Annotated in this window: 28 protein-coding genes; 1 reads left to right on the top strand and 27 read right to left on the bottom strand. The window is 41.9% G+C overall.

Features of this window, described 5'->3' with window-relative positions; all coding sequences use genetic code 11:
- Nucleotides 1–50 precede the first annotated feature (50 nt).
- From atpA to prfA, 18 genes are all read right to left on the bottom strand, one after another.
- The gene (atpA, locus tag KFQ09_RS11730) at nt 51–1,559 is read right to left on the bottom strand and encodes a F0F1 ATP synthase subunit alpha (RefSeq protein WP_008343398.1); all 1,509 of its coding nucleotides are present in this window, start codon (nt 1,557–1,559) and stop codon (nt 51–53) included.
- Nucleotides 1,560–1,575: 16 nt separating this feature from the next.
- The gene (locus tag KFQ09_RS11725) at nt 1,576–2,121 is read right to left on the bottom strand and encodes a F0F1 ATP synthase subunit delta (protein ID WP_007497632.1); all 546 of its coding nucleotides are present in this window, start codon (nt 2,119–2,121) and stop codon (nt 1,576–1,578) included.
- A complete protein-coding gene (atpF, locus tag KFQ09_RS11720; RefSeq protein WP_007497634.1) occupies nt 2,118–2,630 on the bottom strand; it encodes a F0F1 ATP synthase subunit B in 513 nt (170 codons plus the stop codon). The genes KFQ09_RS11725 and atpF overlap by 4 nt, the downstream gene beginning before the upstream one ends.
- Nucleotides 2,631–2,750: 120 nt before the next feature.
- Complete coding sequence (gene atpE, locus KFQ09_RS11715; RefSeq protein WP_003214968.1) at nt 2,751–2,963, bottom strand: F0F1 ATP synthase subunit C; 213 nt, start codon at nt 2,961–2,963, stop codon at nt 2,751–2,753.
- A gap of 48 nt (nt 2,964–3,011) precedes the next feature.
- Nucleotides 3,012–3,683: a F0F1 ATP synthase subunit A gene (atpB, locus tag KFQ09_RS11710; RefSeq protein WP_370648327.1), complete on the bottom strand. Its 672-nt coding sequence runs from the start codon at nt 3,681–3,683 to the stop codon at nt 3,012–3,014.
- A gap of 70 nt (nt 3,684–3,753) precedes the next feature.
- Nucleotides 3,754–4,137: an ATP synthase subunit I gene (locus KFQ09_RS11705; RefSeq protein ID WP_007497639.1), complete on the bottom strand. Its 384-nt coding sequence runs from the start codon at nt 4,135–4,137 to the stop codon at nt 3,754–3,756.
- A gap of 498 nt (nt 4,138–4,635) precedes the next feature.
- On the bottom strand, nt 4,636–5,265 hold the full coding sequence (gene upp, locus KFQ09_RS11700) for a uracil phosphoribosyltransferase (protein WP_003214553.1): 630 nt from the start codon (nt 5,263–5,265) through the stop codon (nt 4,636–4,638).
- Nucleotides 5,266–5,412: 147 nt separating this feature from the next.
- Nucleotides 5,413–6,660 (bottom strand): serine hydroxymethyltransferase, encoded by a 1,248-nt coding sequence (gene glyA / locus KFQ09_RS11695; RefSeq protein WP_024718755.1) that lies wholly within the window; start codon nt 6,658–6,660, stop codon nt 5,413–5,415.
- A gap of 177 nt (nt 6,661–6,837) precedes the next feature.
- Nucleotides 6,838–7,377 (bottom strand): TIGR01440 family protein, encoded by a 540-nt coding sequence (locus KFQ09_RS11690; RefSeq protein ID WP_136944605.1) that lies wholly within the window; start codon nt 7,375–7,377, stop codon nt 6,838–6,840.
- A 12-nt stretch (nt 7,378–7,389) separates the two neighbouring features.
- Nucleotides 7,390–7,839, bottom strand: coding sequence for a ribose 5-phosphate isomerase B (gene rpiB / locus KFQ09_RS11685; RefSeq protein ID WP_025208132.1), 450 nt, complete (start codon nt 7,837–7,839; stop codon nt 7,390–7,392).
- A gap of 141 nt (nt 7,840–7,980) precedes the next feature.
- Nucleotides 7,981–8,439: a low molecular weight protein arginine phosphatase gene (locus tag KFQ09_RS11680; protein WP_017360042.1), complete on the bottom strand. Its 459-nt coding sequence runs from the start codon at nt 8,437–8,439 to the stop codon at nt 7,981–7,983.
- Nucleotides 8,440–8,502: 63 nt separating this feature from the next.
- Nucleotides 8,503–9,057, bottom strand: coding sequence for a manganese efflux pump MntP (locus tag KFQ09_RS11675; protein WP_025208133.1), 555 nt, complete (start codon nt 9,055–9,057; stop codon nt 8,503–8,505).
- A 60-nt stretch (nt 9,058–9,117) separates the two neighbouring features.
- A complete protein-coding gene (locus KFQ09_RS11670) occupies nt 9,118–10,170 on the bottom strand; it encodes an L-threonylcarbamoyladenylate synthase (RefSeq protein ID WP_081105462.1) in 1,053 nt (350 codons plus the stop codon).
- A 161-nt stretch (nt 10,171–10,331) separates the two neighbouring features.
- Nucleotides 10,332–10,775: a GNAT family N-acetyltransferase gene (locus KFQ09_RS11665; RefSeq protein ID WP_007497650.1), complete on the bottom strand. Its 444-nt coding sequence runs from the start codon at nt 10,773–10,775 to the stop codon at nt 10,332–10,334.
- Between the two features lie 63 nt (nt 10,776–10,838).
- On the bottom strand, nt 10,839–11,489 hold the full coding sequence (gene spoIIR, locus KFQ09_RS11660) for a stage II sporulation protein R (RefSeq protein WP_017360045.1): 651 nt from the start codon (nt 11,487–11,489) through the stop codon (nt 10,839–10,841).
- A 163-nt stretch (nt 11,490–11,652) separates the two neighbouring features.
- Nucleotides 11,653–12,132, bottom strand: coding sequence for a hypothetical protein (locus KFQ09_RS11655; protein ID WP_017360046.1), 480 nt, complete (start codon nt 12,130–12,132; stop codon nt 11,653–11,655).
- Nucleotides 12,133–12,269: 137 nt separating this feature from the next.
- Nucleotides 12,270–13,157, bottom strand: a complete 888-nt coding sequence (gene prmC / locus KFQ09_RS11650; protein ID WP_255835685.1) for a peptide chain release factor N(5)-glutamine methyltransferase — start codon at nt 13,155–13,157, stop codon at nt 12,270–12,272.
- Nucleotides 13,147–14,214, bottom strand: a complete 1,068-nt coding sequence (gene prfA / locus KFQ09_RS11645; RefSeq protein ID WP_008343422.1) for a peptide chain release factor 1 — start codon at nt 14,212–14,214, stop codon at nt 13,147–13,149. Before prfA ends, prmC begins: the two co-directional genes overlap by 11 nt.
- A 210-nt stretch (nt 14,215–14,424) precedes the next feature.
- Here prfA and racA point away from each other — a divergent pair, with 210 nt between their 5' ends.
- Nucleotides 14,425–14,976 (top strand): chromosome-anchoring protein RacA, encoded by a 552-nt coding sequence (gene racA / locus KFQ09_RS11640; RefSeq protein ID WP_065461228.1) that lies wholly within the window; start codon nt 14,425–14,427, stop codon nt 14,974–14,976.
- Between the two features lie 34 nt (nt 14,977–15,010).
- Here racA and KFQ09_RS11635 read toward each other — a convergent pair whose 3' ends face one another.
- From KFQ09_RS11635 to KFQ09_RS11595, 9 genes are all read right to left on the bottom strand, one after another.
- Nucleotides 15,011–15,967 carry an AEC family transporter gene (locus KFQ09_RS11635; protein WP_017368214.1) on the bottom strand — a complete coding sequence of 319 codons (957 nt, stop codon included), beginning with the start codon at nt 15,965–15,967 and terminating at the stop codon, nt 15,011–15,013.
- A gap of 91 nt (nt 15,968–16,058) precedes the next feature.
- Nucleotides 16,059–17,759 (bottom strand): oxaloacetate-decarboxylating malate dehydrogenase, encoded by a 1,701-nt coding sequence (gene malS, locus KFQ09_RS11630; RefSeq protein WP_017368215.1) that lies wholly within the window; start codon nt 17,757–17,759, stop codon nt 16,059–16,061.
- 279 nt (nt 17,760–18,038) lie between these two features.
- Nucleotides 18,039–18,641, bottom strand: coding sequence for a thymidine kinase (locus tag KFQ09_RS11625; RefSeq protein ID WP_017368216.1), 603 nt, complete (start codon nt 18,639–18,641; stop codon nt 18,039–18,041).
- Between the two features lie 87 nt (nt 18,642–18,728).
- Nucleotides 18,729–18,929, bottom strand: coding sequence for a 50S ribosomal protein L31 (gene rpmE, locus KFQ09_RS11620; RefSeq protein ID WP_003215407.1), 201 nt, complete (start codon nt 18,927–18,929; stop codon nt 18,729–18,731).
- A gap of 130 nt (nt 18,930–19,059) precedes the next feature.
- Nucleotides 19,060–20,343 (bottom strand): transcription termination factor Rho, encoded by a 1,284-nt coding sequence (gene rho, locus KFQ09_RS11615; RefSeq protein WP_007497667.1) that lies wholly within the window; start codon nt 20,341–20,343, stop codon nt 19,060–19,062.
- 364 nt (nt 20,344–20,707) lie between these two features.
- Nucleotides 20,708–21,673, bottom strand: a complete 966-nt coding sequence (glpX, locus tag KFQ09_RS11610; protein ID WP_007497670.1) for a class II fructose-bisphosphatase — start codon at nt 21,671–21,673, stop codon at nt 20,708–20,710.
- A 32-nt stretch (nt 21,674–21,705) separates the two neighbouring features.
- Nucleotides 21,706–22,995 carry a UDP-N-acetylglucosamine 1-carboxyvinyltransferase gene (locus KFQ09_RS11605; protein WP_007497673.1) on the bottom strand — a complete coding sequence of 430 codons (1,290 nt, stop codon included), beginning with the start codon at nt 22,993–22,995 and terminating at the stop codon, nt 21,706–21,708.
- 246 nt (nt 22,996–23,241) lie between these two features.
- Nucleotides 23,242–23,880, bottom strand: a complete 639-nt coding sequence (fsa, locus tag KFQ09_RS11600; RefSeq protein WP_003215343.1) for a fructose-6-phosphate aldolase — start codon at nt 23,878–23,880, stop codon at nt 23,242–23,244.
- A 111-nt stretch (nt 23,881–23,991) separates the two neighbouring features.
- Nucleotides 23,992–24,849, bottom strand: coding sequence for a class II fructose-bisphosphate aldolase (locus KFQ09_RS11595; protein ID WP_007497678.1), 858 nt, complete (start codon nt 24,847–24,849; stop codon nt 23,992–23,994).
- Nucleotides 24,850–24,992 lie beyond the last annotated feature (143 nt).

The raw sequence follows: 24,992 nt of genomic DNA, 5'->3' as shown, positions 1-24,992 counted from the left end.
ACGTGAAAAGAGAGAAAAAGAGAATCTTTTTCTCTCGGAAAGATTACTAATTAGTTGCTTGGTGCAAACGTACGTTTAAAGCCTTCGATCGCTGCTTTCCACTCTTCATCAGCAGGCATGTTTCCTGTTTGAGAGATTGTGTCAAACAAGTCTTTATGGTTTTCTTCAATGTACATGAATAACTCAGCTTCAAAGCGTTTGACATCAGCAATCGCTACATCATCTAAGTATCCTCTTGTCAGTGCATAAAGAATCGCTACTTGTTTTTCAACTTTCAGCGGTTTGTTCAAGTCTTGTTTTAAGACTTCAACTGTTCTAGCACCACGGTTTAATTTGGCTTGAGTCGCTTGGTCTAGATCAGATCCAAACTGAGCGAATGCTTCAAGCTCACGATAAGAAGCAAGATCCAGACGAAGTGTACCTGCTACCTTTTTCATCGCTTTGATTTGTGCAGAACCACCTACACGAGATACAGACAATCCTGCGTTTACCGCTGGACGTACGCCTGAGAAGAAGAGGTCAGATTGTAAGAAGATCTGGCCATCTGTGATTGAGATAACGTTTGTTGGGATATATGCAGAGATATCACCAGCTTGCGTTTCTACGAAAGGCAATGCTGTGATAGAACCGCCACCCTTTTCATCACTAAGCTTCGCTGCACGCTCTAATAAACGAGAGTGAAGATAGAAAACATCACCAGGGAATGCTTCACGACCTGGAGGACGACGAAGCAATAATGAAAGCTCACGGTAAGCTGCCGCTTGTTTAGAAAGGTCATCATACACTACAAGCACATGCTTGCCGTTATACATGAATTCCTCACCCATCGTTACACCTGCATATGGAGCAAGGTAAAGAAGTGGAGCTGGCTGTGATGCAGAAGCTGTGACAACGATTGTGTAGTCAAGCGCACCATGCTTACGAAGTGTTTCAACAACACCACGAACAGTTGATTCTTTTTGTCCGATCGCTACATAGATACAGATCATGTCTTGATCTTTTTGGTTCAGGATCGTATCGATTGCAACAGATGTTTTACCTGTTTGACGGTCCCCAATGATCAATTCACGCTGTCCGCGTCCGATTGGAATCAAGGCATCAATTGCTTTAATTCCCGTTTGAAGCGGCTCATGTACCGATTTACGATCCATAACGCCTGGTGCTTCACTTTCAATTGGACGTGTTTTGCTTGTTAAAATTGGACCTAGTCCATCAACAGGCTGACCAAGTGGGTTCACAATACGTCCGATTAACTCTTCTCCTACTGGAACCTCCATGATACGACCTGTACGTTTTACGTCGTCACCTTCACGGATATCTTTGTAAGGTCCTAAGATTACGATACCTACGTTAGACTCCTCAAGGTTTTGAGCCATACCCATTACACCGTTAGAGAACTCAACAAGCTCTCCTGCCATAATGTTGTCAAGGCCATGTACACGCGCGATACCGTCCCCTACTTGAATGACTGTACCGACATCTTTTACTTCAATTTCAGATTGATAGTTTTGGATTTGCTGCTTTATCAGCGCGCTAATCTCTTCAGCTTTGATACTCACTAAGGTTTCACCCCTTCTAACGATTTTCGCCTGCAAGCTGACGTTCAATGCGGGAAAGCTTTCCGCTGACACTGCCGTCATAAATGCGGTTTCCGATACGGATTTTCACTCCGCCTATTAGATCCTTGTCAATCACGTTTTCAACACGCAGTGATGTGACTCCGGCTTTTTTGGCAAATACTTCAGATAAAGATTGAATTTCAGCTCCGCTGAGCGGTTTAACTGAATACACGATCGCATCGTCTATTTGTTTCGTACGGTTTGCAAGTTTCACAAACTCAGACGCCATTTCAGGAAAAATATTCGTGCGTCCGCGGTCAATCAGTAAATACATTGTGTGCAAAACATATGTCGAAACACCTTTGAAAGCTTCTGCAATCAGATGTTTCTTTTTGTCTGCCGTAATCTTCGGATGAACAAGAAAGTCATTTAATTCTTGGTCAGCCTTGAGAACTTTTTTGATCTCATTCAGCTCTTTTTCAGTTTCGTCTACTGCCGAAGAAGCAAGAACGATGTCAAAAAGAGCAGAAGCGTAACGCTTAGAGACAATAGTCACGCTCATCGGCTTTCGCCTGCCTCTTTAAGATACTCTTGGATCAATTTCTCTTGTGCTTGCTCATCAAGTTCTTTTTCAATCACTTTAGAAGCAATTAATACAGATAGTGATGCAACTTGCTCGCGCAGTGCAGCCACAGCTTGTTCTTTTTCTTTCACGATTTCAGTTCTAGCAGACTCTTTCAAGCGCTCTGATTCTTGACGCGCTGCTTGAATGATATCTTCTTTTTGTTTCTCACCAATCTTTTTCGCATTTTCGATGAGTGTATGTGATTCTTCGCGTGCTTCTTTCAATAAGACACGTTGTTCTTCAAGAAGCTTTTCAGCTTGAACGTGCTTTTCTTCAGCACTTGAAATTTCATTTCCTATATAATCTTCACGCTGTTTCATAATCCCTAATAAAGGCTTAAGCGCAAATTTCTTTAAAAGTGCAAGCAGGATGAGCATAGCGATCAGCTGGAATATGATATCTCCGGTGTTTAGACCTGCTCCTAAAACTACTGGTAACTGAGACATTTAGTACGGCAACTCCCTTCTTTAAATAATATGTTAAGAAACAAAACATAAAGGAATGGCGAAGTTTCGAACTAATCTGATCTTCGCCATTAAAATTCATATTAGAACGCTTCTCACATATTAACCAAAGAATGCCAAGAATGCGATAACGACAGCGATAATTGGAAGTGCCTCAACTAAAGCTACCCCGATGAACATAAGTGTTCTTAGTTCTCTACCAGCCTCTGGCTGACGAGCGATTCCTTCAACTGTTTTAGATACGATTAGACCGTTACCAATACCTGCTCCTAGTGCTCCTAAACCGATTGCAATTGCTGCTGCTATTAAATTCATTAAAAAGCTCCTCCTTTAAAATAACGTCCTTTTTGGACTCTCAATTTTTTAGTGTTCGTCGCTGACTTTATGGGAGATATACACCATTGTCAGCATGGTGAAGATAAATGCCTGGATGGTTCCGACAAACAAACTGAATGCCTGCCATACAATCATCGGCACGATGGCACCTAATGTACCAATGATACCTAGTGCAAGGTTTTGCGAATAGAAATTAGTCGCAAGTCCTGCAAGTAAACCAAGAAGAATCTCTCCAGCGAAAATATTTCCATAAAGACGCAAACCAAGTGTTAATGTGTTTGCAAATTCTTCAATAATTTTCAGCGGTACTAAGAGTGGGATTGGTCTAAAGTAGTCTTTTGTATATTCCTTGACTCCTTTTGCTTTAACACCATAGTAGTGTGTCAATCCCATGACCATAACCGCTAGTGTCATTGTGATTGCAGGATCAGCAGTTGGTGATTTCCACCATAAGTTGTGATCGACCGTAATCGAGAATGGCAGTCCAAGCATGTTTGAAACAAATATGTACATGAGTAATGTAACGCCAAGCGCTAGAAATGGGGCTCCTGTTTTCATGTCCATCGAACTACCTATGATATTTCGAACAAAATCAACAATCCATTCCATGAAGTTCTGCGCCTTTGTCGGACGAATAGCCAGAACACGAGTAGTCAGCACCGCTATGAGAAGAACGATGATACTAGCAATCGTAATCATGAGAACATTGGATAAATTGAACGTTAACCCTAAAAATTCTGTAGTTTTTGAACTGTGACCCAAAGAGTATTCACCTCTCTTCCATAGTAGAACGTTTAAGTTGAATGAAGGAATCTATCATAATGACAGGATATATTGTCATTAATCCTATAACAACACCTGCCAGATGAACTTCGTTAGGGTAACGCCAAGCAATCGCTACTGCGAGAATTGCGTTGGCCCACCTGGCTGTACTTCCCATTGAACGAATAGATTTTCCTTTTTTAACTGCTCGATCAAAAGCATGCATTCTCCGAATAAGCAGGAATAAATTAAAGAAAGCAAAAATTGTGCCGATAATGAAACCAAGAAACAGTGGTTTAAAACCAGGCATGGCATAGCCAAACACAAAAATTGCCAATAAATAGAACATATATTTACTCTGTCTGCGGAAAATGACGTTTGGATCGTTCATTCATCTGACTCCCGATGAAAAATATTGTAAAAAAGGTGATAAATGGTGATGAAAACTGCGTAGAAGACGCTTATAATAAGCCGTCCTGTTTGAAAAAAATCAATCACCCATCGGTCTAATTGTGCAATCAGACTTGAAATCTTTAGATCTATGGGATTCTGCTTCATTCGCTGATACAAACCCTGATTATTAAAGGGTTCACAATGAGGATTAGTAGAGTGCTATAGGCTATGAAAACCTTACCATAATACCCTCGTTTAGCATACAATAGCGTCTATGATGTGTCAATCCGTTGAAAGTTAAAAAACTTTTCTATAATGAGAGAGCACACAAAATGTTCACAATTTCATCAAACTTTAGGAGAGTTGTGACATTCATTCAAAAAAACTGCTAATGTTCAGTATACATTGATTTTTCTAAGAACGATATCAACCGTTTGTCATATTTTTCAAAAAAAGCCCACATGCACGTTTGCATGTGGGCTTTTCATAATCATTCTTATTTTGTTCCATACATACGGTCACCAGCATCACCAAGACCTGGGATGATGTAACCTTTTTCGTTTAACTTCTCATCTAATGCTGCAATGTAGATATCAACATCTGGATGATGCTTTTGCATTTCTTCTACACCTTCTGGCGCAGCAATCAGACACATGAAGCGGATGTTTTTCGCACCGCGTTTTTTCAAGCTGTTTAATGCTTCTACTGCTGATCCGCCCGTTGCAAGCATTGGGTCTACTACGATAAATTCACGCTCTTCCACATCAGATGGAAGCTTCACATAATATTCAACAGGCTTTAATGTCTTCGGATCACGGTATAAACCGACATGTCCCACTTTGGCAGCTGGAATGAGTTTCAAAATCCCGTCTACCATTCCAAGACCTGCTCTTAAAATCGGCACAACTCCGAGTTTTTTACCTGAGATCACGTTTGATTTAGCGACTTGTACAGGTGTTTCTACATCTACCTCTTCAAGCGGTAAGTCTCTTGTGATTTCAAATGCCATTAATGTTGCGACTTCATCCACTAGCTCTCTAAATTCTTTTGTTCCTGTATGAACGTCACGAATATATGTAAGTTTGTGCTGAATAAGCGGGTGATCAAATACATAAACCTTTGCCATTGCTTGCTACAACTCCTTTTCTGTCATCTTCCGGTGAACTTTGCACACTTCCTACAATTCTACATAAAAAGACATCATCTTTCAATATGATTCGCAAATCCTACAAAAAAAACCCACATGCCAAAAATAGGCAAATGGGTCTGCATCTTAATAATCTAATTCTTGATATAGAGGGAAACGAGCTGTCAGATCAGATACACGCTTTTTCGCCTCTTCTAATTTCGCTTCATCTTCATGATGTTTCAGAGCAAGCGCAATAATGGAACCGACTTCTTTCATCGCTTCTTGATCGAAGCCACGGCTTGTCACTGCTGCTGTACCTACACGTACACCACTTGTAACAAATGGTTTCTCTGGATCATATGGAATTGCATTTTTGTTCACCGTGATACCAATTTCATCAAGAACGTTTTCTGCAATTTTTCCTGTAATGCCAAGAGAGCGCAAGTCGATGAGAACAAGATGGTTATCTGTTCCACCAGATACAAGCTGAATATCCTCAGATAAAAGTGTTTCAGCTAGTTGTTTTGCGTTATCAATCACGTTTTGTGCATATGTTTTGAAATCTCCGTTCAATACTTCACCGAAAGAAACAGCTTTTGCAGAGATCACATGCATGAGTGGTCCACCTTGAATACCAGGGAAGATCGATTTGTCGATCTTTTTACCAAACTCTTCACGGCATAGAATCATTCCGCCGCGAGGTCCGCGCAATGTTTTGTGAGTTGTCGTTGTCACAAAATCAGCGTAAGGAACTGGATTTGGATGAAGACCTGCTGCAACAAGACCCGCGATGTGAGCCATGTCCACCATAAAGTAAGCACCGACTTCATCGGCAATTTCACGGAACTTTTTGAAATCAATTTGACGTGGGTAAGCACTTGCCCCCGCTACGATTAGTTTCGGCTTATGCTCACGTGCTTTTTCAAGTACATCTTGGTAGTCGATATGTTGTGTTTCTTTATCTACACCGTATTCTACAAAGTTGTACTGTACGCCGCTAAAGTTTACAGGGCTTCCATGTGTTAAATGCCCGCCATGTGATAAGTTCATGCCTAGCACTGTATCGCCATGCTCAAGGATTGTAAAGTATACGGCCATATTCGCTTGAGCTCCTGAGTGAGGCTGTACGTTCACATACTCAGCGCCAAAAATTTCTTTTGCGCGGTCACGTGCGATATCTTCTACAACGTCTACATGTTCACAGCCGCCATAGTAGCGTTTACCAGGGTAACCTTCTGCATATTTGTTTGTTAAGACAGAGCCCTGTGCTTCCATGACTGCTTCGCTTACGAAGTTTTCTGATGCAATTAATTCGATTTTGTCCTGCTGGCGTTTCCGCTCTAGTTGAATTGCTTTGAATACTTGTGCGTCTTGCTCAGGTAAATGTTTCATCAGCGAAATCCTCTCCAATCTATTTCCATTCGATGTTTTCACCATCTCATTGTACACGGTTTTTGAGTAAAATGTAAAAGTTTTTTTTGGAAAATCGACTTCTTTTTTATGAAAACCCGAATATTCAAAGGGTGAAGCGTCTTCATCATTCAACATTATATTAGAAATATATCCGAACTATGATCTTGTATAAACGGCTCGTTCTCCGCCAATCAGCTTTGGACGAGTTTTTGCAAACGTCACATGTGCTTGTCCTAATTGATGACGGCTGAGACGGACCGGTACGGCTACCCGCTTTAAGTGCATGCCGATGAATGTATCACCGATATCAATCCCTGCATGTGCTGAAATGGATTCAACCAGCACAGGGTGTTCCATTTGCTGATACGCATGCGCCGCCATAGAACCACCCGCCTGACGGACAGGTACAGCCGCTACAATTTCTAAGTTAAGCCGGTACGCCACCTCTTCTTCCACAACGAGGGCACGATTCAAATGCTCGCAGCATTGGAAGGCCAATTCAATTCCTGTCTCGCGTCTCAGTTGATCGAGCTCTTGATAAATAGCTTCAGCAATTTGCTCACTTCCCGCTGTCCCAATGTGCTCGCCAGCCACTTCTGATGTACTGCAGCCAATTACTAAAATGTGGCCGGCTCGCAGTTCAACTGTTTGATGAAACTCTTTTAACATCTCAAGCCAATCTTGACTAATGTTCATGTTAAGCGCTCCTTACAGGTGCTTTTCTTCGTAATCAGCGATTTTACCAATCCGCACAGCATGACGTCCTGCAGTAAAATCCGTTGTCAGCCAAATGTGAGCAATCTCTCTTGCCAATCCTGGTCCAATGACTCGTTCTCCCATCGCAAGAACATTTGTATCGTTATGTTCTCTCGTCGCCTTTGCACTGAATGTATCATGCGCCAGTGCACAGCGGATGCCTTTCACTTTGTTTGCTGAAATGCTCATACCGATACCTGTCCCGCAAATCAAAATGCCTCGATCGACTTCCCCGTTTGCCACCATATTGGCTACAGGAAAAGCATAGTCAGGGTAGTCTACAGAACCTGATCCACATTCACAACCCATATCAATGTATTCAATCTTTAATTCATCCATTAGTTGTTTGATTTCTTCACGAATATTCGTTCCGCCGTGATCGGATGCAATGGCTACTTTCATCGGGCAATTCCTCCTAAGGGTGAGTTAATCTGTCATGTCTTACATTCATTCTTTATTTACAGTTATATTTTAACCTCTACCTAGTCATTTGCAAACAAAAGCAGAAAAACCGTTTGCGCAACGGTTTTACAGGTTGTCCATTTATGAGGATTTGTGATCCTGTTTAAGCTTTTTAGCAAGTTGATACAATAGCGTTTCTAGTTCATCTCGTGTCTCCTGATAAATGGAGAGACTCCCTCCAAATGGATCCGACACGTCACCTTCTGATCCTGTCGCAAATTCTTTTAGAGTGAAGACCTTGTCTTTCACATGAGCATATTGCTCCACAATCAACTGCTTATGCTGAATCGTCATGGTGAAGACATAATCTGCTTCATGAAGAAGTTCTTCTGTTAGTTTAGACGACGAGTGATTCAGTGGAATGCTTTTCTCAAATAATGCTTCGACTGCTTGAGGAGAAGCCTTCCCTGCATCAGAGGCGAAGATGCCCGCTGATTTTACAGTGACCTGTAAGCCTTTTTCATCTGCAATGGAGGAAAAAAGGGCTTGAGCCATCGGACTTCTGCAAGTATTTCCCGTACAAACAAATAAGATATTCATCTTTCGACCTCCTTTTCTTCTATTATATAGCATTTCATTCTACATGTTATGTAAGGAGACTGGCTAGAGCGGAAATAATAATTTGATTCCAAAGGCTAGTAAAATCAATCCGCCAAGCGCCCCGCTGTATGAACCTACCCATGACCGAACCTGTTTACCGAGTAATAATCCAAGCCACGTGAGCATCATACTAAAGAAGCCAAACAATAAAATGGTCATCAACACCCGAGAACCGTAAATCCCCAGGCTTAAGCCAACGGAAAAACTATCTAAACTCACACTTGTTGCAAAAAGAACGAGACCGGCCCCAACAGGTGCGATAAATGGCTTATCTTCTTTTCGGATAGAAGCGATGATCATTTGCAGACCCAGCACCAAAAGCAGCGCCCCGCCTATATAGGTTGCTAGGAGCCCAAGCCAGCCAGATAAAAGCTGACCTGTTAGCATGCCAAAAAGCGGCATAAACATATGAAATATCCCAATGACAAGTCCAATATAAAGGATCTGGCGGAATCTCAGCTGAATCATCCCCATGCCGAGTCCAACCGAAAAGGCATCCATTCCAAGTGCAAAAGCCATGATACTGAGTGTCAGCAATTCGCCAGCTAGTTCATTCATGTAAATCCCCCTTGGACACGCATTCTCCTTTAACCTATGTTTGTCCAAGAGAGGTTAGAACTATTTGAATGAAGAGAGAGTGCGCCCTCCTGCCGCTTTTTGCAGACGGTTCATGATCGCAGAACCAACTCCCTGCTCTGAGAAGGCTTCTGAAATGATCAAGTCTACATCCGTTTCATCAAATTGTCTCAGCACACGATATAAGTTTGCCGCAACCGTTTCAGGCTTTTCTCTCCATCCACAGCTAAAGATAACATCTGCCGCAAACCATTCCTTCTTTTCTTCTGTTGTCAGCACACCTACTTTTAGCCCTTCAGCTCGGTACTTCTGAATGTGCAGCTGCATGTCTTCATCACTTCCATGAAATATATACATTTGTGCTTCAGGTGCATAATGTGTGTATTTCATTCCCGGCGATACTGGTGCCTCATCCTTTTTCGTCAGCCCTGGATCCATGTTGACCGTTCCTACGACCTCTTCTAACGCTTCTTTTGTAATACCGCCCGGCCTTAAGATCACTGGAATCTCGTCTATACAGGATACAACCGTTGACTCCACGCCAATACCTGTTGAACCACCATCGACAATGCCAGCAATTTTCCCATCAAGATCACTCGCGACATGATCCGCAAGTGTCGGCGACGGTTTTCCCGAACGGTTGGCACTAGGCGCGGCAATTGGCAGACCAGCTGCTCGGATGAGTTCAAGCGCAACAGGATGATCAGGCATTCTTACGCCTACTGTCGTTAAACCTGCCGTCACCTGCTTTGATAATGTGCCCGGCTTACAAGGTAGAACAATGGTGAGAGCGCCTGGCCAAAAGGCATCCATCAGCGCTGTTACTTTTTCATTTTCTATTTGCGCAAATTCATGAAGCTGTTGAACATCCGCAATGTGAACAATCAACGGATTATCACTTGGGCGTCCTTTCGCTTCATAAATTTTCTTCACAGCCTCTGTCTCTTTTGCATTTGCCCCTAGTCCATAAACCGTTTCTGTCGGAAAAGCGACCACTTCATTCTGCCGCAACAACAGAGCTGCTTGTTCAATTTGTGGATAGTATGTGGATAAATCCTTTTTTAAATCCACAGACCACCTTTTTGTATTTAACATCATACAAACTCCTTTTAAAAAAGATAAAACTGTTGATATATCTCAATTATCCTTTTGAAAGTATAAAAGATGATGCTAAATAAAACAAGCGTTGTCCACAATTTGTGGATAACGCTTGTTTTACAGTGGATAAGTATGTGAATAAGTCCGGTGTTATGTGATTAACTCGCTGTTTTTTGCAGCACAACCGCCTGCTCTTTTCCCAACGACTCTTTTGCATGCGCAGATACCCACACACTTTCTGGGATTTCCTCTATAGGCGTAAAGCCCATCAGCGCTAAAAAATCATGTGAAGAGGAGTGATTGGCTACAACATAAAAGGTGTCCACACCTTGCTTTTCCCCTAGCGTTTGAACACTTTGGAATAGAGAAACGATATGCCCCTGACCAAGTTTATCTGATATCACAAGTGATCTTAGCAATCCTTCTTGTTCATTTAGTCGTTCAAGACCTAAACAGCCTGCAAGCTCACCGTCTGCATCTTCCATGACCACAAATGACGTACGCTCTGCAATCGTCACCCCGCCTTTTGCTTGGCCTTTTTCAAGAAAAGCATTAATGGCCGGGGCATCTTCTTCTGTCGCTATTCTTAATTGATAATACATGCTTTCACCTCTTTTTGTTCTCTTACTTCAACTCTATGAGGCAAAAACAGATTTAGACCTTTTTTAAGAGAAAAGACTAGAGACCCATTCGAACAGAAAGAATTTCACTTCACCCGTCTCTTCTTCTTTTACCACTTCATTGACAGATTCATTTGATGGCTCTGCGGCTACCTGCTCTTTATCATCTCCTTCTGGTGAGGCGATCGCTTCTCCGTTTGAAAAATCGATAAAGCAGAGCGGTGGGAATAACACACACCACCAATTGGCTCCGTCTCCTTCCCCTAACGTAATCAAAATGGCTTCATATTTCCCAGCAGGATAAACAAAGTTGCCATATAGCTTTGTTGGAAATGAGGCTTTTTGAAAGCTGACCGATACGGATTGATCAATGTGTTGTTCCTTTAATTTTGCTTTGGCAATACGATTGATGTCTGGAAGCTTTGAACGAATCACACGTCTAGCTTCTTCAATGGATGTGAGGTCTTTCACCCACTCCGTTATATTGGCATTGACCTCATCTCGAATACTTCGTTTCACATCTTGATCTGCCGACTGGTCACTGTTGGCTAAAATGCGTAAACGAATAGCTTCATCTGGAATCACAACAGGCTGATTAGCAGAAGCAGCCGCCGTCTCCTCTTTTCCAAGGTTTGCAAAAGCACCACATAATAATAGAAACATATAAAGACAAATCATCATTTTACTTTTGAACATGATGTGTTCCCCCCACTTTTTCTCTTTGCTACAAACATTGTGTCCAGGAAACGCATCTCGTAAACAGCAAAAATGATTTTTTTAATAGATTATGAGTAAAAAACAACTACATGAGGTGAGCGAATCAATGTTTTTTCTGCATGCAAAAAAGCCACTCAACAACTTATGAACGGCTTTTTAGTGAGGATTGGTAATCGGAAGGGTACAGTCTCCCATCCCAATCTCGGCTGATTTTTAATCCCGAATCTGTTTTGATAACTGTCATTGCACCTTTTTTCTCAATTTCCTTTTTGACCTTTCCTTTATGGTCAATAAATTGAATGATCATTTCATAGTCAAATTCAATCCTGTCATCGCTTTCATCTGAAGGTGTAAACGTAATTTTTTTCAGTTTAATTTGACAATCTTGATCTTTTGCTGCTTCTAATACACTTGGAAACATGCTGTCTTGTGTATATTCTTGATATTCATGCTCGGTTAAATAATCCTTCAACTTCTCCTTCATGTCAGATAGGTCATCCGTCCGATTCACTGTGTATTGTGCTTTTTTATAGTTTTCCCCAAATGCTGCTGCTTCTTTTTTAAAGCTCGGTTTACCGCAAGCACTCACAATCAATAGTACACTGACGATGACCAACACCATCGCATACCTTCTGTTCACACCATTCGCTCCTTCAAAACAAATTTATGTAAAAAATCATGATCAGAATGTTCATTCTTCTATATATACGTTTCCCTTTTACCATAAGTTTCATCTTTACATAATAAAATAGTCCGACTTTATTCAGCCGGACTTCCGTTTTGAATGTGTGCGCAAACCGCTCGATCCTTTCCGTTGATGTCCTTGATGATATGAACATCAGCTGAAGGGAACGCCTGCAAAAGAAGCGCTTTTACATCTTGTGCTTGTGTATGTCCTATTTCAAGGACAACCACTGCTTGCTGATGAAGTACCTTGTGGAGATCACAGGCGATACGCTCATAAAACCACAGGCCATCACGCCCATCTGTCAGCGCATTGACAGGTTCATGCTTTGTGACAACCTCTGATAAACCATCCATTTCTTCTGCCGCAATATAAGGCGGATTGGAAATAAACACATCGACTTTGATGCCTTGAGCCATAATCGGTTCAAGTAAATCCCCTTGGACAAAATGAACGTCTGCACCAAGCGTTTCTTGATTTCGCTTTGCTACTTCAAGTGCTTCATGTGAAATATCCGTCGCTGTCACAGTGAGAGATTCTTTTTCAAGAGCTAACGTAATCGCAATTGCACCGCTACCTGTTCCTACATCAACCGCTTTGAGCGGCTGATCATCAGGAAACACACGATTCATCATGTTCAATGCCGCCAGCACCACTTCCTCCGTTTCAGGACGAGGAATCAGAACGTGTTTGTTTACCTCAAAAGGACGCCCATAAAAAAATTCAACACCCGTTAAATGCTGCACAGGCACTCCACGCTTGTGCTGCGCGACGAACTCGCTGAATTGTGAATCTTGCTCCTCTGGCAGTGGATCATGAAAACGGGCAAGAAGTTCACTTCTGCTCCATCCAAGCACATGCATCAACATTAACTCTGCTGCGTTTTGGTCTCTGCCCGCTTCCTTTAACAAAGAAGAAGCCCATTTAAGGGCTTCAAAGATCGTTCGCTCTTTATTTTGCATTTTGAAGTTTTCTTGCTTGGTCTTCCATAATTAATGCATCAATGACCTCGTCAAGTTTTCCTTCTAAAATTTGATCAAGCTTTTGAATCGTCAATCCGATGCGGTGGTCCGTCACGCGGTTTTGCGGGAAATTGTACGTACGGATACGCTCTGAACGATCCCCTGTTCCAACAGCAGATTTACGGGTTTGGTCATATTCAGCTTGTGCTTCACGCTGGAATTTATCATAAATTCTCGCACGCAAAACTTTCATCGCTTTTTCTTTGTTTTTGATTTGTGATTTCTCATCCTGACAGGAAACCACTACACCTGTTGGAAGGTGAGTCAAACGAACAGCAGACATTGTGGTATTAACACTTTGTCCCCCTGGTCCGCTTGATGCAAATGTATCCACACGAATATCTTTTTCGTGGATATCAATTTCAACTTCTTCAGCCTCTGGTAATACAGCAACTGTCGCTGTTGATGTATGAATTCGGCCGCCTGATTCTGTTTCAGGAACACGCTGCACGCGGTGTGCACCGTTTTCAAACTTTAGTTTAGAATATGCACCTTTGCCACTAATCATAAAGATGATCTCCTTATAACCGCCAGTTCCAGTGACACTCGCTTCCATGACTTCCGTTTTCCAGCCTTGCATTTCAGCATAACGGCTGTACATACGGTACAGGTTTCCTGCAAACAGTGCAGCCTCTTCTCCGCCCGCTGCACCACGAACCTCCACAATAACGTTCTTATCGTCATTCGGATCTTTCGGGATGAGCAAGATTTTCAGCTCGTCTTCTAAACGTTCTGTTTCCTCTGTGAGCTCTGAAATTTCTTCTTTGACCATGTCGCGCATATCGGCATCGAGCTTATCTTCCAACATGGCTTTCGCATCACTTAGCTGATCGTATGCCGCACGATATTGTCTATATACCTCAACAGTTTCTTGAATATCAGATTGTTCCTTAGAATATTCACGAAGCTTCTTAGGGTCGTTCACCACTTCAGGGTCACTTAAATATTCATTTAGCTTTTCATAGCGTTCTTCAATTGATTTTAAACGGTCTAACATGGTCTTCACCTCTGTTTTGTGCGTAACAGTCTAATTATAGTATAGCGGGGTATGACAGTCAAAAAAATTTCCAAAACAATTGATTTTCTGCAATTTTTCACTAGAAAACACGATCTTTGGCGATTGGTTACTTGTTTTGTCTAACGTGAAGGAACGGATGCTCACGAAAGAGAATGGTACTTGTAATTGAAAAAAGGGAGGGCATTTGGTTTGAATACAAATGAGGTTGCAAAGGAAATTGGTGTATCTTCAAAAACCATTCAGCGCTGGGTCAAACAGCTCAACATCCCTGTCGCCCGGAATGAACTTGGACATTACGAATTTCATGATGACATTGTCCAGCTGCTCAAAGAGGTCCAACACCAAATGAACGAAGGTGTGATTCTCCATGACATTAGACTGCCGATCCATGAAGAAACCGCCCAGCAATTATCACCTACTGTAGAAACTTCTGACTCATCAAAACGGATAGAAGCCTTAGAAGAACAAGTGAAACAGCTCCTTCAAGAGCAAACACATGCCAGTCATATTGAAGCCCGTTTTCAAGAATTAGAACGGAAACTCGCTAAGAAAGCAGATGAAGGCGTTTCCTACCAGCTCCTCCAGCACAGAAGAGAAATTGAAGAATTAACTGCAAAATTAGAACGCCTCACAGCCACATTGACAAAACCAAAACCATCAAAAGAAGAAGAAAAGGAAAAGGCACACCCCGAAATGAAAAAAAAGCGTGCGCTCTTCCCTCTGTTTCATTCATTTCGCTAAGAAAGGCTGCCTATAAGGCAGCCTTTCTACTATATTATACGGTAAGTGCAATAATGATCGGTAATGTAATGAGTGACATGATCGCACTGATCACAAATGCGGATGCTGTTTCTGCTTCCTGTTTCTCAAATCGAGTGGCGATCATAGCCGCAACAGCTGAACCTGGGAAGGCAACAAGCAATACAGCTTTTGTAATTTCATCAGCCGAAAGTCCCATAAGAATGGCGATAAAATACATAAGTAACGGTTGTACAGCTACTTTGAGCAATGCGATACTGAAAGCTGGTAAGCTCAGTTTAATTTTGCGGATACCGACTGTGACACCGACTGCAAAGAGCGCAACCCCTGATGTCACACTTCCAATTTCCTCTAGCATTTCATGTCCGATTTCAGGAAGTTTAAATCCTAAAAGAACAAGAATGATACTTGCTAACGGTGCAAGCGCAAGCGGCTCTGATAAACCGTGCAAAATCGCTTTCGTCGTCATTTTTAGGAAACTTTCGCCGTCTTTGGCTTTTCCTTTTGTTTTTTCACCGACAGTTGACACAATAATAGCAATTGGATCAAGCAATGCATTTACAACTATTCCGGTAATAGCAATCGGAATTGCAACTTCTTGAGCCCCAAATAAACTGCCCAAGACCGGAATCCCCATAAATGCAAAGGTCGGTTGTGCTGAGTTTAATGAGAAAACAGATGAATCTGTTAAATCATATTTAAAAGCAAATTTCGTAACTAAAAGGATAATGATATAAAAGCCTACGATTCCGAAAATCAATGCAACGAAAAATGGAATTTGACTATAGAATTTATCTTTTGGTGTTGACAGAATGCTGGCGATAAAGTGCGCTGGCAAAGCATACTTTGTAACAAGTGTACTTACACCTTTTGCAGATTTAGCGTCATAGCTGCCGAAGTTCCCTGCGAACCAACCCAGCGCGATAACGAAAAAAATCGGTGCTAGGAGGATCAAAATATTTAAAAAGTCCATCTTACTATTCCTCCTTGAATCCTTTACATGTTTCTTATTTTATAGCGGCATTGCTTACATTACCCGAAACAATGCCGCGTTACACATTTTATTATGCTCTTACAATTTTTTTATATTCAGGAATCCACATAGCATCTTTCACAGCTTGTTCAATGTTTTCAGGTGTTTTTCTTGCGACACCATCTTTAATTGCTGCTTTTGCCACTTCAATAGCTACTTTGATAGAAACTTCTTGTAACTTATCAATGCTTGGAAGTAGACCAGCACCTGGTTTATCATGATCAACCATTTCAGCAATCGCATCCGCTGAAGCAACGAACATGCCTTTTGTGATGATTTTTGATTCCGTTACGATTGAACCAAGACCAAGTCCAGGGAAAACGAACGCATTGTTTGATTGTCCGATTTCATGTTCAATTCCGTTATACTCGACATTTTCGAATGGGCTTCCAGTTGCAACAAGCGCACGACCGTCTGTCCATTTGAATAGATCTTCCGGTACTGCTTCAGCAAGTGGAGTTGGGTTAGACATCGGCATGATCACTGGACGCTCTGTATGAGCTGCGATTTCTTTAATAATTTCTTCAGTGAATGCGCCGCCTTGACCTGATGTACCAATAAGAATGGTTGGCTTCACCTTGCGAACAGCTTCAGCAAATGAGATTTGTCCTTTTTCATCACGAGCCCAGCCTTCTACTTCATCAGAAGAACGAAGGTATGGTTTTTGGAAATCAAGCACTTCATCTTCAAACTGATCTGTTAGTAACCCTCTGTAGTCTAACGTCCAGAATGCATTGTTTGCTTCTTCTTCACTTAGACCTTCAAGAACCATTGTGTCACGCATTTGATCGGCGATTCCGATTCCAGCTGATCCAGCTCCGAAAATCATCACACGGTGATCTTTCAATTGAGTACCAGTTTTCTTGACAGCTGCAAGAACACCCGCTAAAGTAATGGCACCAGTACCTTGGATATCATCATTAAATGTTAAGATGTTGTCGTTGTATTTTTTCATGATGTTACGCGCATTTTTGTTTCCAAGGTCTTCCCAGTGAAGCAATGCTTTCGGGAAGAATTTAAGTGCTGCTTTTACATACGCATCAATGAACTCTTCGTATTTTTCACCTTGTACACGTTTGTGGTGGTTCCCGATGTACAATGGATCATTTAATAATTTTTCATTGTTAGTTCCAACATCTAATACAACTGGAATCACGCGGCTTGGATCAATTCCTGCTGCAGCCGTGTAAACAGCTAGTTTACCGATTGCGATGTTGATACCACCAACACCCCAGTCACCAATTCCAAGAATACTCTCAGAGTCAGTTGCTACGATGAGGTCGATGTCGCCTGCTGTTGCATGTAAGTTTTCAAATGCTTTCTCAATACCGTCAATGTTGTCGATTGAAAGGTAGACACCATGAGGTCTTCTGTATTCATGGCTGTATTCTTGAATCGCTTCACCAACAGTTGGTGTGTAAACAACAGGAAGCATTTCACGAAGCTTGTCCGTTAGAAGCTTATAGAATAATACTTCGTTACGGTTTTGCAAATCACTTAAGTATACGTTTTGACGAAGACGATCTGGCTGAGCTAGAAATTGCTTGTATGCTCTCTCTGCTTGCTGTTCTAAAGTCAGAACAGTTGGAGGAAGTAATCCTTCTAGTCCAAGCTCTTGTCTTTCTTCTTCAGAGAAAGCAACGCCTTTGTTCAACGTTGGAATCGATAATACATCTTTACCTGTCAAAGTGGTTTCGAGGTACCCTTCTTTTGTTTTCTTCACGTTGTTCATCAAAAACTACCCTCTTTCTAAAATATAAATAAAGTGAACTATTAATACAAAGAACGATCAAGGAGAAAAATCCTTAATCAAAAAAATTATGACAAGAAATCGAACTTTTCGTTTAAATGCTTTACACTACAGTTAGTCATTTTATGCCTGCTTATACCAAAACGCAAGCGTTGAAAATTAGATAATTTTTTCGTAGCGTTATTTAATTTATTTAAGTACAAATGATGGGTGTTCAGCCAAAATCTCGAAAAACGAAACACAGCGGCATTTGCTATTTTTTTAATTGTCAAGTGTTGTACCAACATCTAATTTTGGTACTTCATGGTGATGTCTGCATCGTGCTTCGTATGATTCCTGCGCACCTACTAAAATAATGGGATCATCATAAGATGCGGGTTTACCGTCGATCAAGCGTTGTGTTCTACTCGCTGGGGAGCCGCATACCGAACAAACTGCTTGAAGTTTTGTTACAAGCTCTGCACATGCCATTAAATGCGGAACAACACCAAATGGCTCTCCTCTGAAGTCTTGATCAAGGCCTGCAACAATGACTCGGTAGCCTTTATCAGCCAATTGAGTGACAATATCAATGATTGTCTCATCAAAAAATTGCACCTCATCAATGCCAATGACATCGGTTCGTTCTGATATGTGCGTTATTATGTCTTTTGGTGAGGTTACTGCAATCCCATCGACGGATGAACCGTTATGTGACACAACTGAGTTTGTGCTATACCGGTTATCAATCGCTGGTTTGAATATTTTTACTTCTTGTTTGGCAAAGGTGGCTCTTTTGGCTCTCCGAATCAATTCTTCCGACTTTCCAGAAAACATACTTCCGCAGATGACTTCAAGCCAACCGCTTTGTTTCATCACATACATAAGGTCTTCTCCCCCGTTTTAAAGTTCCATCAATCCACGTAAAAAAACAGGCAAGAACGGATTCCTGCCTGTTTATTGTATCTATTATTACTTAAGACCGTATTTTTTGTTAAAGCGGTCAACACGTCCATCAGCAGAAGCGAATTTTTGACGGCCTGTATAGAAAGGATGGCACTCAGAGCAAATCTCGATGCGTACCTCTTCTTTTACTGATCCAGTTTCAAACTCATTTCCACAAGCGCATTTGACTGTAGCTTTTTTGTAGTTAGGATGAATTCCTGTTTTCATCTACTGTCATCTCCTTCCGCCCTGAATCCAATTCGGAAACAGAGTTAATATCTCAGAATAAATTCTGAAACGCACATGATAAAATTATAACAGTGTAAGTCTATGATTGCAAATGTATTTTTTCAGGAAGCTATCTTCTTGATGCAGACATATTTGCTTGTTTCCACTCTTGCGTTAAAATATCGAAAAATTCTTGGTTTGTCTTTGTTTTTCTCATTTTGCGCATGAATTTCTCAGCGAAATCAGGTGTATCTGACATTGATTTTCTCATCGCCCATAGACGATCAAGATGCTCTTTAGGCACAAGCAGTTCTTCTTTTCTTGTACCGGAACGACGAATGTCGATGGCTGGGAAAATTCTTCTTTCTGCAAGAGAACGGTCTAAATGGAGCTCCATGTTTCCTGTTCCTTTAAACTCTTCATAAATCACATCATCCATACGTGATCCTGTATCAACAAGTGCAGTAGCTAAAATGGTCAAGCTTCCACCTTCTTCGATGTTACGCGCAGCACCAAAGAAGCGTTTTGGACGGTGGAAAGCAGCTGGATCAATACCGCCGGAAAGCGTTCGGCCGCTTGGCGGGATGACCAGGTTGTATGCCCGAGCAAGCCTTGTGATGCTGTCCATTAAGATGATGACATCTTTTTTATGTTCAACTAGACGCATCGCACGCTCTAATACAAGCTCTGCTACTTTAATGTGGTTTTCCGGTACTTCGTCAAAGGTTGAACTAACAACATCCCCTGCAACAGAACGTTCGATATCTGTTACTTCCTCTGGACGTTCGTCAATAAGAAGAACAATCAGTTCTGCCTCTGGATGATTTTCAGAGATACTGTTGGCAATTTCTTTGAGCAAAATGGTTTTCCCAGCCTTAGGCGGTGCAACAATTAAACCACGCTGTCCAAACCCAACTGGTGCCATCATATCCATAATTCTAGTAGACAGGTGATTAGGCTGTGTTTCAAGAATCATTTGACGATCAGGGAATAGCGGCGTGAGTGCAGGAAAGTGAACACGTTCCTTAGCTGATTCTGGGTCGTCCCCATTTACCGCTTCGACATGAAGGAGGCCATAGTAGCGTTCATTCTCTTTTGGAGGTCGTACCTTTCCAGACACCTTATCACCATTTCTTAAATCAAAGCGTCTGATTTGTGAAGCAGAAATATAAATGTCTTCAGAGCTTGGGGAATAGTTAATTGGTCTTAAGAAACCAAATCCCTCTGACTGAATAATTTCTAGAACCCCTTCCATAAATAAGAGATCCTCTTGCTCAGCGTTTGCCTTTAAGATAGCAAAAATTAATTCTTTTTTTGTTAGTTTGCTGTAATAAGAGATTTTGTACTTTTTTGCTAACTCATACAGCTCTTTTAATTTCATATTTTCCAAAGATGAAATCGAAACATCTTTCAATATGGACACCACACTTTTCTAGTCAATGTATTTCATTACAAATGCATGACTATTGTATTTGATTAGCTTTTAATTCCGTTTTTGTTGGAATGACCTCGCTCTCATGGTAACGCTCCCACTCGTTTTATCGTAAAGATAGGAACAATGTGAAATTGAGCTTTGTCAACATAGAGAAGGATAATGAGTATATCGTCATGATGCGGCAGTATTTAAACTTGTTGAAGCTTAAAAGAAGTAAATTCGCAGAAAATTTCGCAGCACTCTTTAGTTTTACCTCATTTGCAGGGAATATTCAACTTTAAAAAGAAAATGATATATATTTGACACCTATATGAAAAGCGGGTAAAGAATACCCGCTTTCAGATTACGGACGAATGACAAGATTCGGTTTTTTCTTTAAACTGTGTCTGCCATCGACGAATCGAACAGTACCTGATTTCGCACGCATGACAACACTATGTGTTGTTCCAACAGAGCCTTTAAATTGAACACCTTTTAATAACTCGCCATCTGTTACACCTGTCGCTGCAAAAATGGCGTCATCGCCTTTCACGAGGTCTTCCATTCTGAGGACTTTTCCAACATCCAGTCCCATTTTCTCACAGCGTCTCAGCTCTTCTTCACTTTGTGGAAGAAGCTTACCGTGGATTTCTCCACCAAGTGCTTTAAGCGCAACAGCAGAAAGGACACCTTCAGGCGCTCCACCTGAACCAAATAGAATATCAACACCTGTGTGATCAAATGCTGTATTAATGGCTCCTGCAACGTCACCATCATCGATCAGCTTGATTCTTGCTCCAGCTTCTCTCAGCTCAGCAATGATCTTTTCATGTCGCTCTCTGTTTAAAATTGTCGCAACAACATCTTCAATATCTTTGTTTTTCGCTTTTGCAACAGCACGAAGATTGTCAATGACAGGCGCTTCAATGTCGATGCAGCCTACCGCTTCTGGACCTACTGCGATCTTATCCATGTACATATCAGGTGCATTCAGCAAGTTGCCATGATCAGCAACAGCGATAACAGCTAAAGCATTCCAGCCACCGCTTGCCACAATATTTGTTCCTTCCAATGGATCAACAGCAACATCCACGCGAGGTCCATATCCGTTTCCAAGCTTTTCCCCAATATAAAGCATTGGCGCTTCGTCCATTTCTCCCTCGCCGATGACCACAGTTCCCTTCATCGGAATCGTATCAAATACATCACGCATGGCACTTGTTGCAGCATCATCCGCTTCGTCTTTCAAACCTCTACCCATCCAACGAGCAGATTTTAATGCAGCTGCTTCTGTCACCCGTACTAGTTCCATCGATAAACTTCTTTCCATTTTTGTCCAAATCTCCTCTCACAGTCAAAGCCTTATGAATTTTGAAGTTCTTCTATTTCTTGGTCATTCAGCTTTTCACGCCAGATGGTTGCACCCAAGCCTTCAAGCTTCTCCTCAAGCATACTATATCCTCTGTCTATATGTTCAAGCCCTGTGATTTCGGTCACACCGTCTGCCATTAACCCTGCAACAACGAGACAAGCACCTGCTCGCAGATCACTTGCTTTGACCTTTGCACCTTGAAGCTGCGTTTGACCTGTAATAATGGCAGATCTTCCTTCCACCTTCATGTTAGCACCCATTCGACGCAATTCGTCAATGTGTTTAAAGCGAGCAGAGTAAATGGTATCTGTCACGACACTCGTGCCTTTCGCTTTTGTTAACAAAGCCGTCATCGGCTGTTGAAGATCGGTCGGAAAGCCCGGATACACAAGGGTTTTGATATCGACAGGCTTGAGTCCTTCATTTCTGCCAACGATCAGCATTTGATCGTTGCTTGTTTCAATTGTGAATCCCATCTCTCTAAGTTTCGCCGTAATTGATTCTAAATGAGTTGGGATCACATTATCAAGCACAACTTCATCCCCCATCGCTGCACCTGCAATTAAAAATGTACCTGCTTCTATGCGGTCAGGGATGATGGAATGCCTGCAGCCATGAAGAGATTCCACACCTTCGATCCGAATCACATCCGTCCCCGCACCTTTGATTTTAGCTCCCATGCTTGCAAGCAGTGTCGCTACATCAATAATTTCGGGTTCTTTTGCGGCATTTTCAATCACTGTTTTCCCTTCAGCAAGCACGGCTGCCAGCATGATGTTGATGGTCGCACCTACACTGACAACATCAAGATAAATACGGGCTCCGACTAATTTTTCAGCGCGCAAATAAATCGCACCCTGTTCGTTTGTCACCTCGGCTCCAAGTGCTTCAAAGCCTTTGATATGCTGATCGATCGGTCTAGGTCCTAAGTGACATCCTCCTGGTAATCCAATGACAGCCTGCTTGAATCTACCGAGCATGGCGCCCATTAAATAATAGGATGCTCGTAGTTTCTTCACTTTCCCATTAGGAAGCGGCATACTGATCATGGAGGCAGGATTGACAACCATCTCACCTTTTTCAAATGTGACCTTTCCGCCAATCTCTTCTAACAGATCTCGTAATGTGTCAATATCTGAAATATGCGGAAGGCCTTCAATGGTTACTGGAGAATCAGCGAGAATCGTGGCAGGAATCAGTGCCACAGCACTATTTTTCGCACCACTAATATGTACGGTCCCGCGCAAGGGGTCACCGCCGGCAATGTTTAACTTTTCCATATTTGTCTCCCTTCTTAAAGAAGATCACTGTTGGAGTTATACTGTTTGTGGATGTCGCGCTTTAAAAGGTCTTGTCCAAAATTTAGCCAATATCAAGAGAAAGAATACAGGTTAAACGAAATTTGTCGGAAGAAAAATAATCGAAGCTTTGCGAGGCTGTGATGTTCTCTTCTTTGCACAAAACATTTCTTAGCGTATTTAAGGAAAACTGCGGCAAACGGATGCGTATCCGTCTGCCACAATCACTTATTTATTCCAGTCTGCTAAAAATTGCTCAATGCCTGCATCCGTTAATGGGTGTTTTGTCAGCTGCTTGATGACTTTCAGCGGCATTGTGCCGATATGAGCACCTCTAAGCGCAGCTTCTGTCACATGTTGCGGGTGACGAATGGATGCAGCAATGATTTGTGTATCTAATCCATGAACATCAAAAATGGTTTTCACTTCACTAATGAGATCAAGACCATTTTGGCCAATGTCATCTAAGCGGCCGAGGAATGGAGAGACATACGTCGCACCAGCTCTAGCTGCAAGAAGTGCCTGGTTTGCACTAAAAATCAACGTGACGTTTGTTTTAATCCCAAGGTCTGTTAACGCTTTGACTGCTTTAAGACCGTCTGTTGTCATTGGGATTTTCACTGTGATATTTGGTGCAATAGCAGCCAGCTCTTTTCCTTCTTCAATCATTTCTTCTGCTTTGAGAGAAATGACTTCCGCACTAACTGAACCTGATACCACGTCAGTGATTTCACGAAGGCGGTCGTGGAACGATACGTCCTTTTCTTTCGCTACTAAACTAGGGTTTGTTGTCACGCCTGCTAAAATGCCAAGCTCGTGTGCCTCTTTGATGTCTGCGATATTCGCTGTGTCTACGAAAAATAACATAACTGTGCCACTCTCCTATCAATAAATTGTCTGAAATGTAAATTTGATTGCGCTTTCTCATGATATGGAGAAAACCGCCTGTGGCTCAGGCGGCTTTCGGTTCTCATCAAATTATGCTTGGTTAGAAGAACCAAATTCACGCATTTTGCCGATAACAGTCGCTTTAATTGCGTCACGAGCTGGTCCAAGATATTTACGTGGATCATACTCTTCTGTTTTTGCAGCAAGTGTTTCGCGAACTGCTTTCGCAGAAGCAATTTGGTTTTCAGTGTTTACATTGATTTTTGCTGTACCAAGTGAAATCGCACGCTTGATGTCAGCAGTTGGGATACCTGTTCCGCCGTGAAGAACAAGTGGAAGTCCAGTTGTTTTACCGATTTCTTCCATTTCAGCGAAACCAAGGTTTGGTTCACCTTTGTATGGACCATGAACTGAACCTAGTGCAGGCGCAAGGCAGTCAATACCAGTACGTTCTACAAGCTCTTGGCACTCTTTTGGATCAGCATAAATAACGCCCTCAGCGATGACGTCGTCTTCTTGTCCACCAACAGTTCCAAGCTCAGCTTCTACAGATACACCGTGGAAATGTGCAAGCTCAACCACTTTTGCAGTTGTCGCTACGTTCTCATCAAATGGATGGTGAGAAGCATCAATCATCACAGAAGTAAATCCTGCATGAATCGCTTTTGCACAAGATTCAAAGCTTGAACCGTGATCTAAATGAATCGCAACAGGAACTGTTACATTATATTCTTCGATTAACGCTTTTACCATTGCGACAACTGTTTTGAAGCCGCCCATGTAGCGTCCTGCTCCTTCAGATACTCCTAAGATAACTGGAGATTTCTCTTCTTCAGCAGCTTGTAAAATCGCTTGCGTGAATTCTAAGTTATTTAAGTTAAACTGTCCAACAGCGTAACCTTTTTCCTTTGCGTCTTTCAACATTTCTGTCATTGAAACTAAAGGCATGATGAAAAATCCTCCCTATGTAGCTAATTTGCTTACTAAAAAAAGCTCTCCACCCTAGCATGACCAGAATTTCTCGCCATATGTAAACTTTCAAAGTCAGATCGCTTTCTTCTTCTTATCTAGAATACCAATTATTCGACAAA

This window comes from Bacillus sp. FS02, from assembly GCF_024398395.1.
Classification (GTDB): domain Bacteria; phylum Bacillota; class Bacilli; order Bacillales; family Bacillaceae; genus Bacillus; species Bacillus altitudinis.
This window is presented reverse-complemented; position numbering and strand designations above follow the sequence as displayed.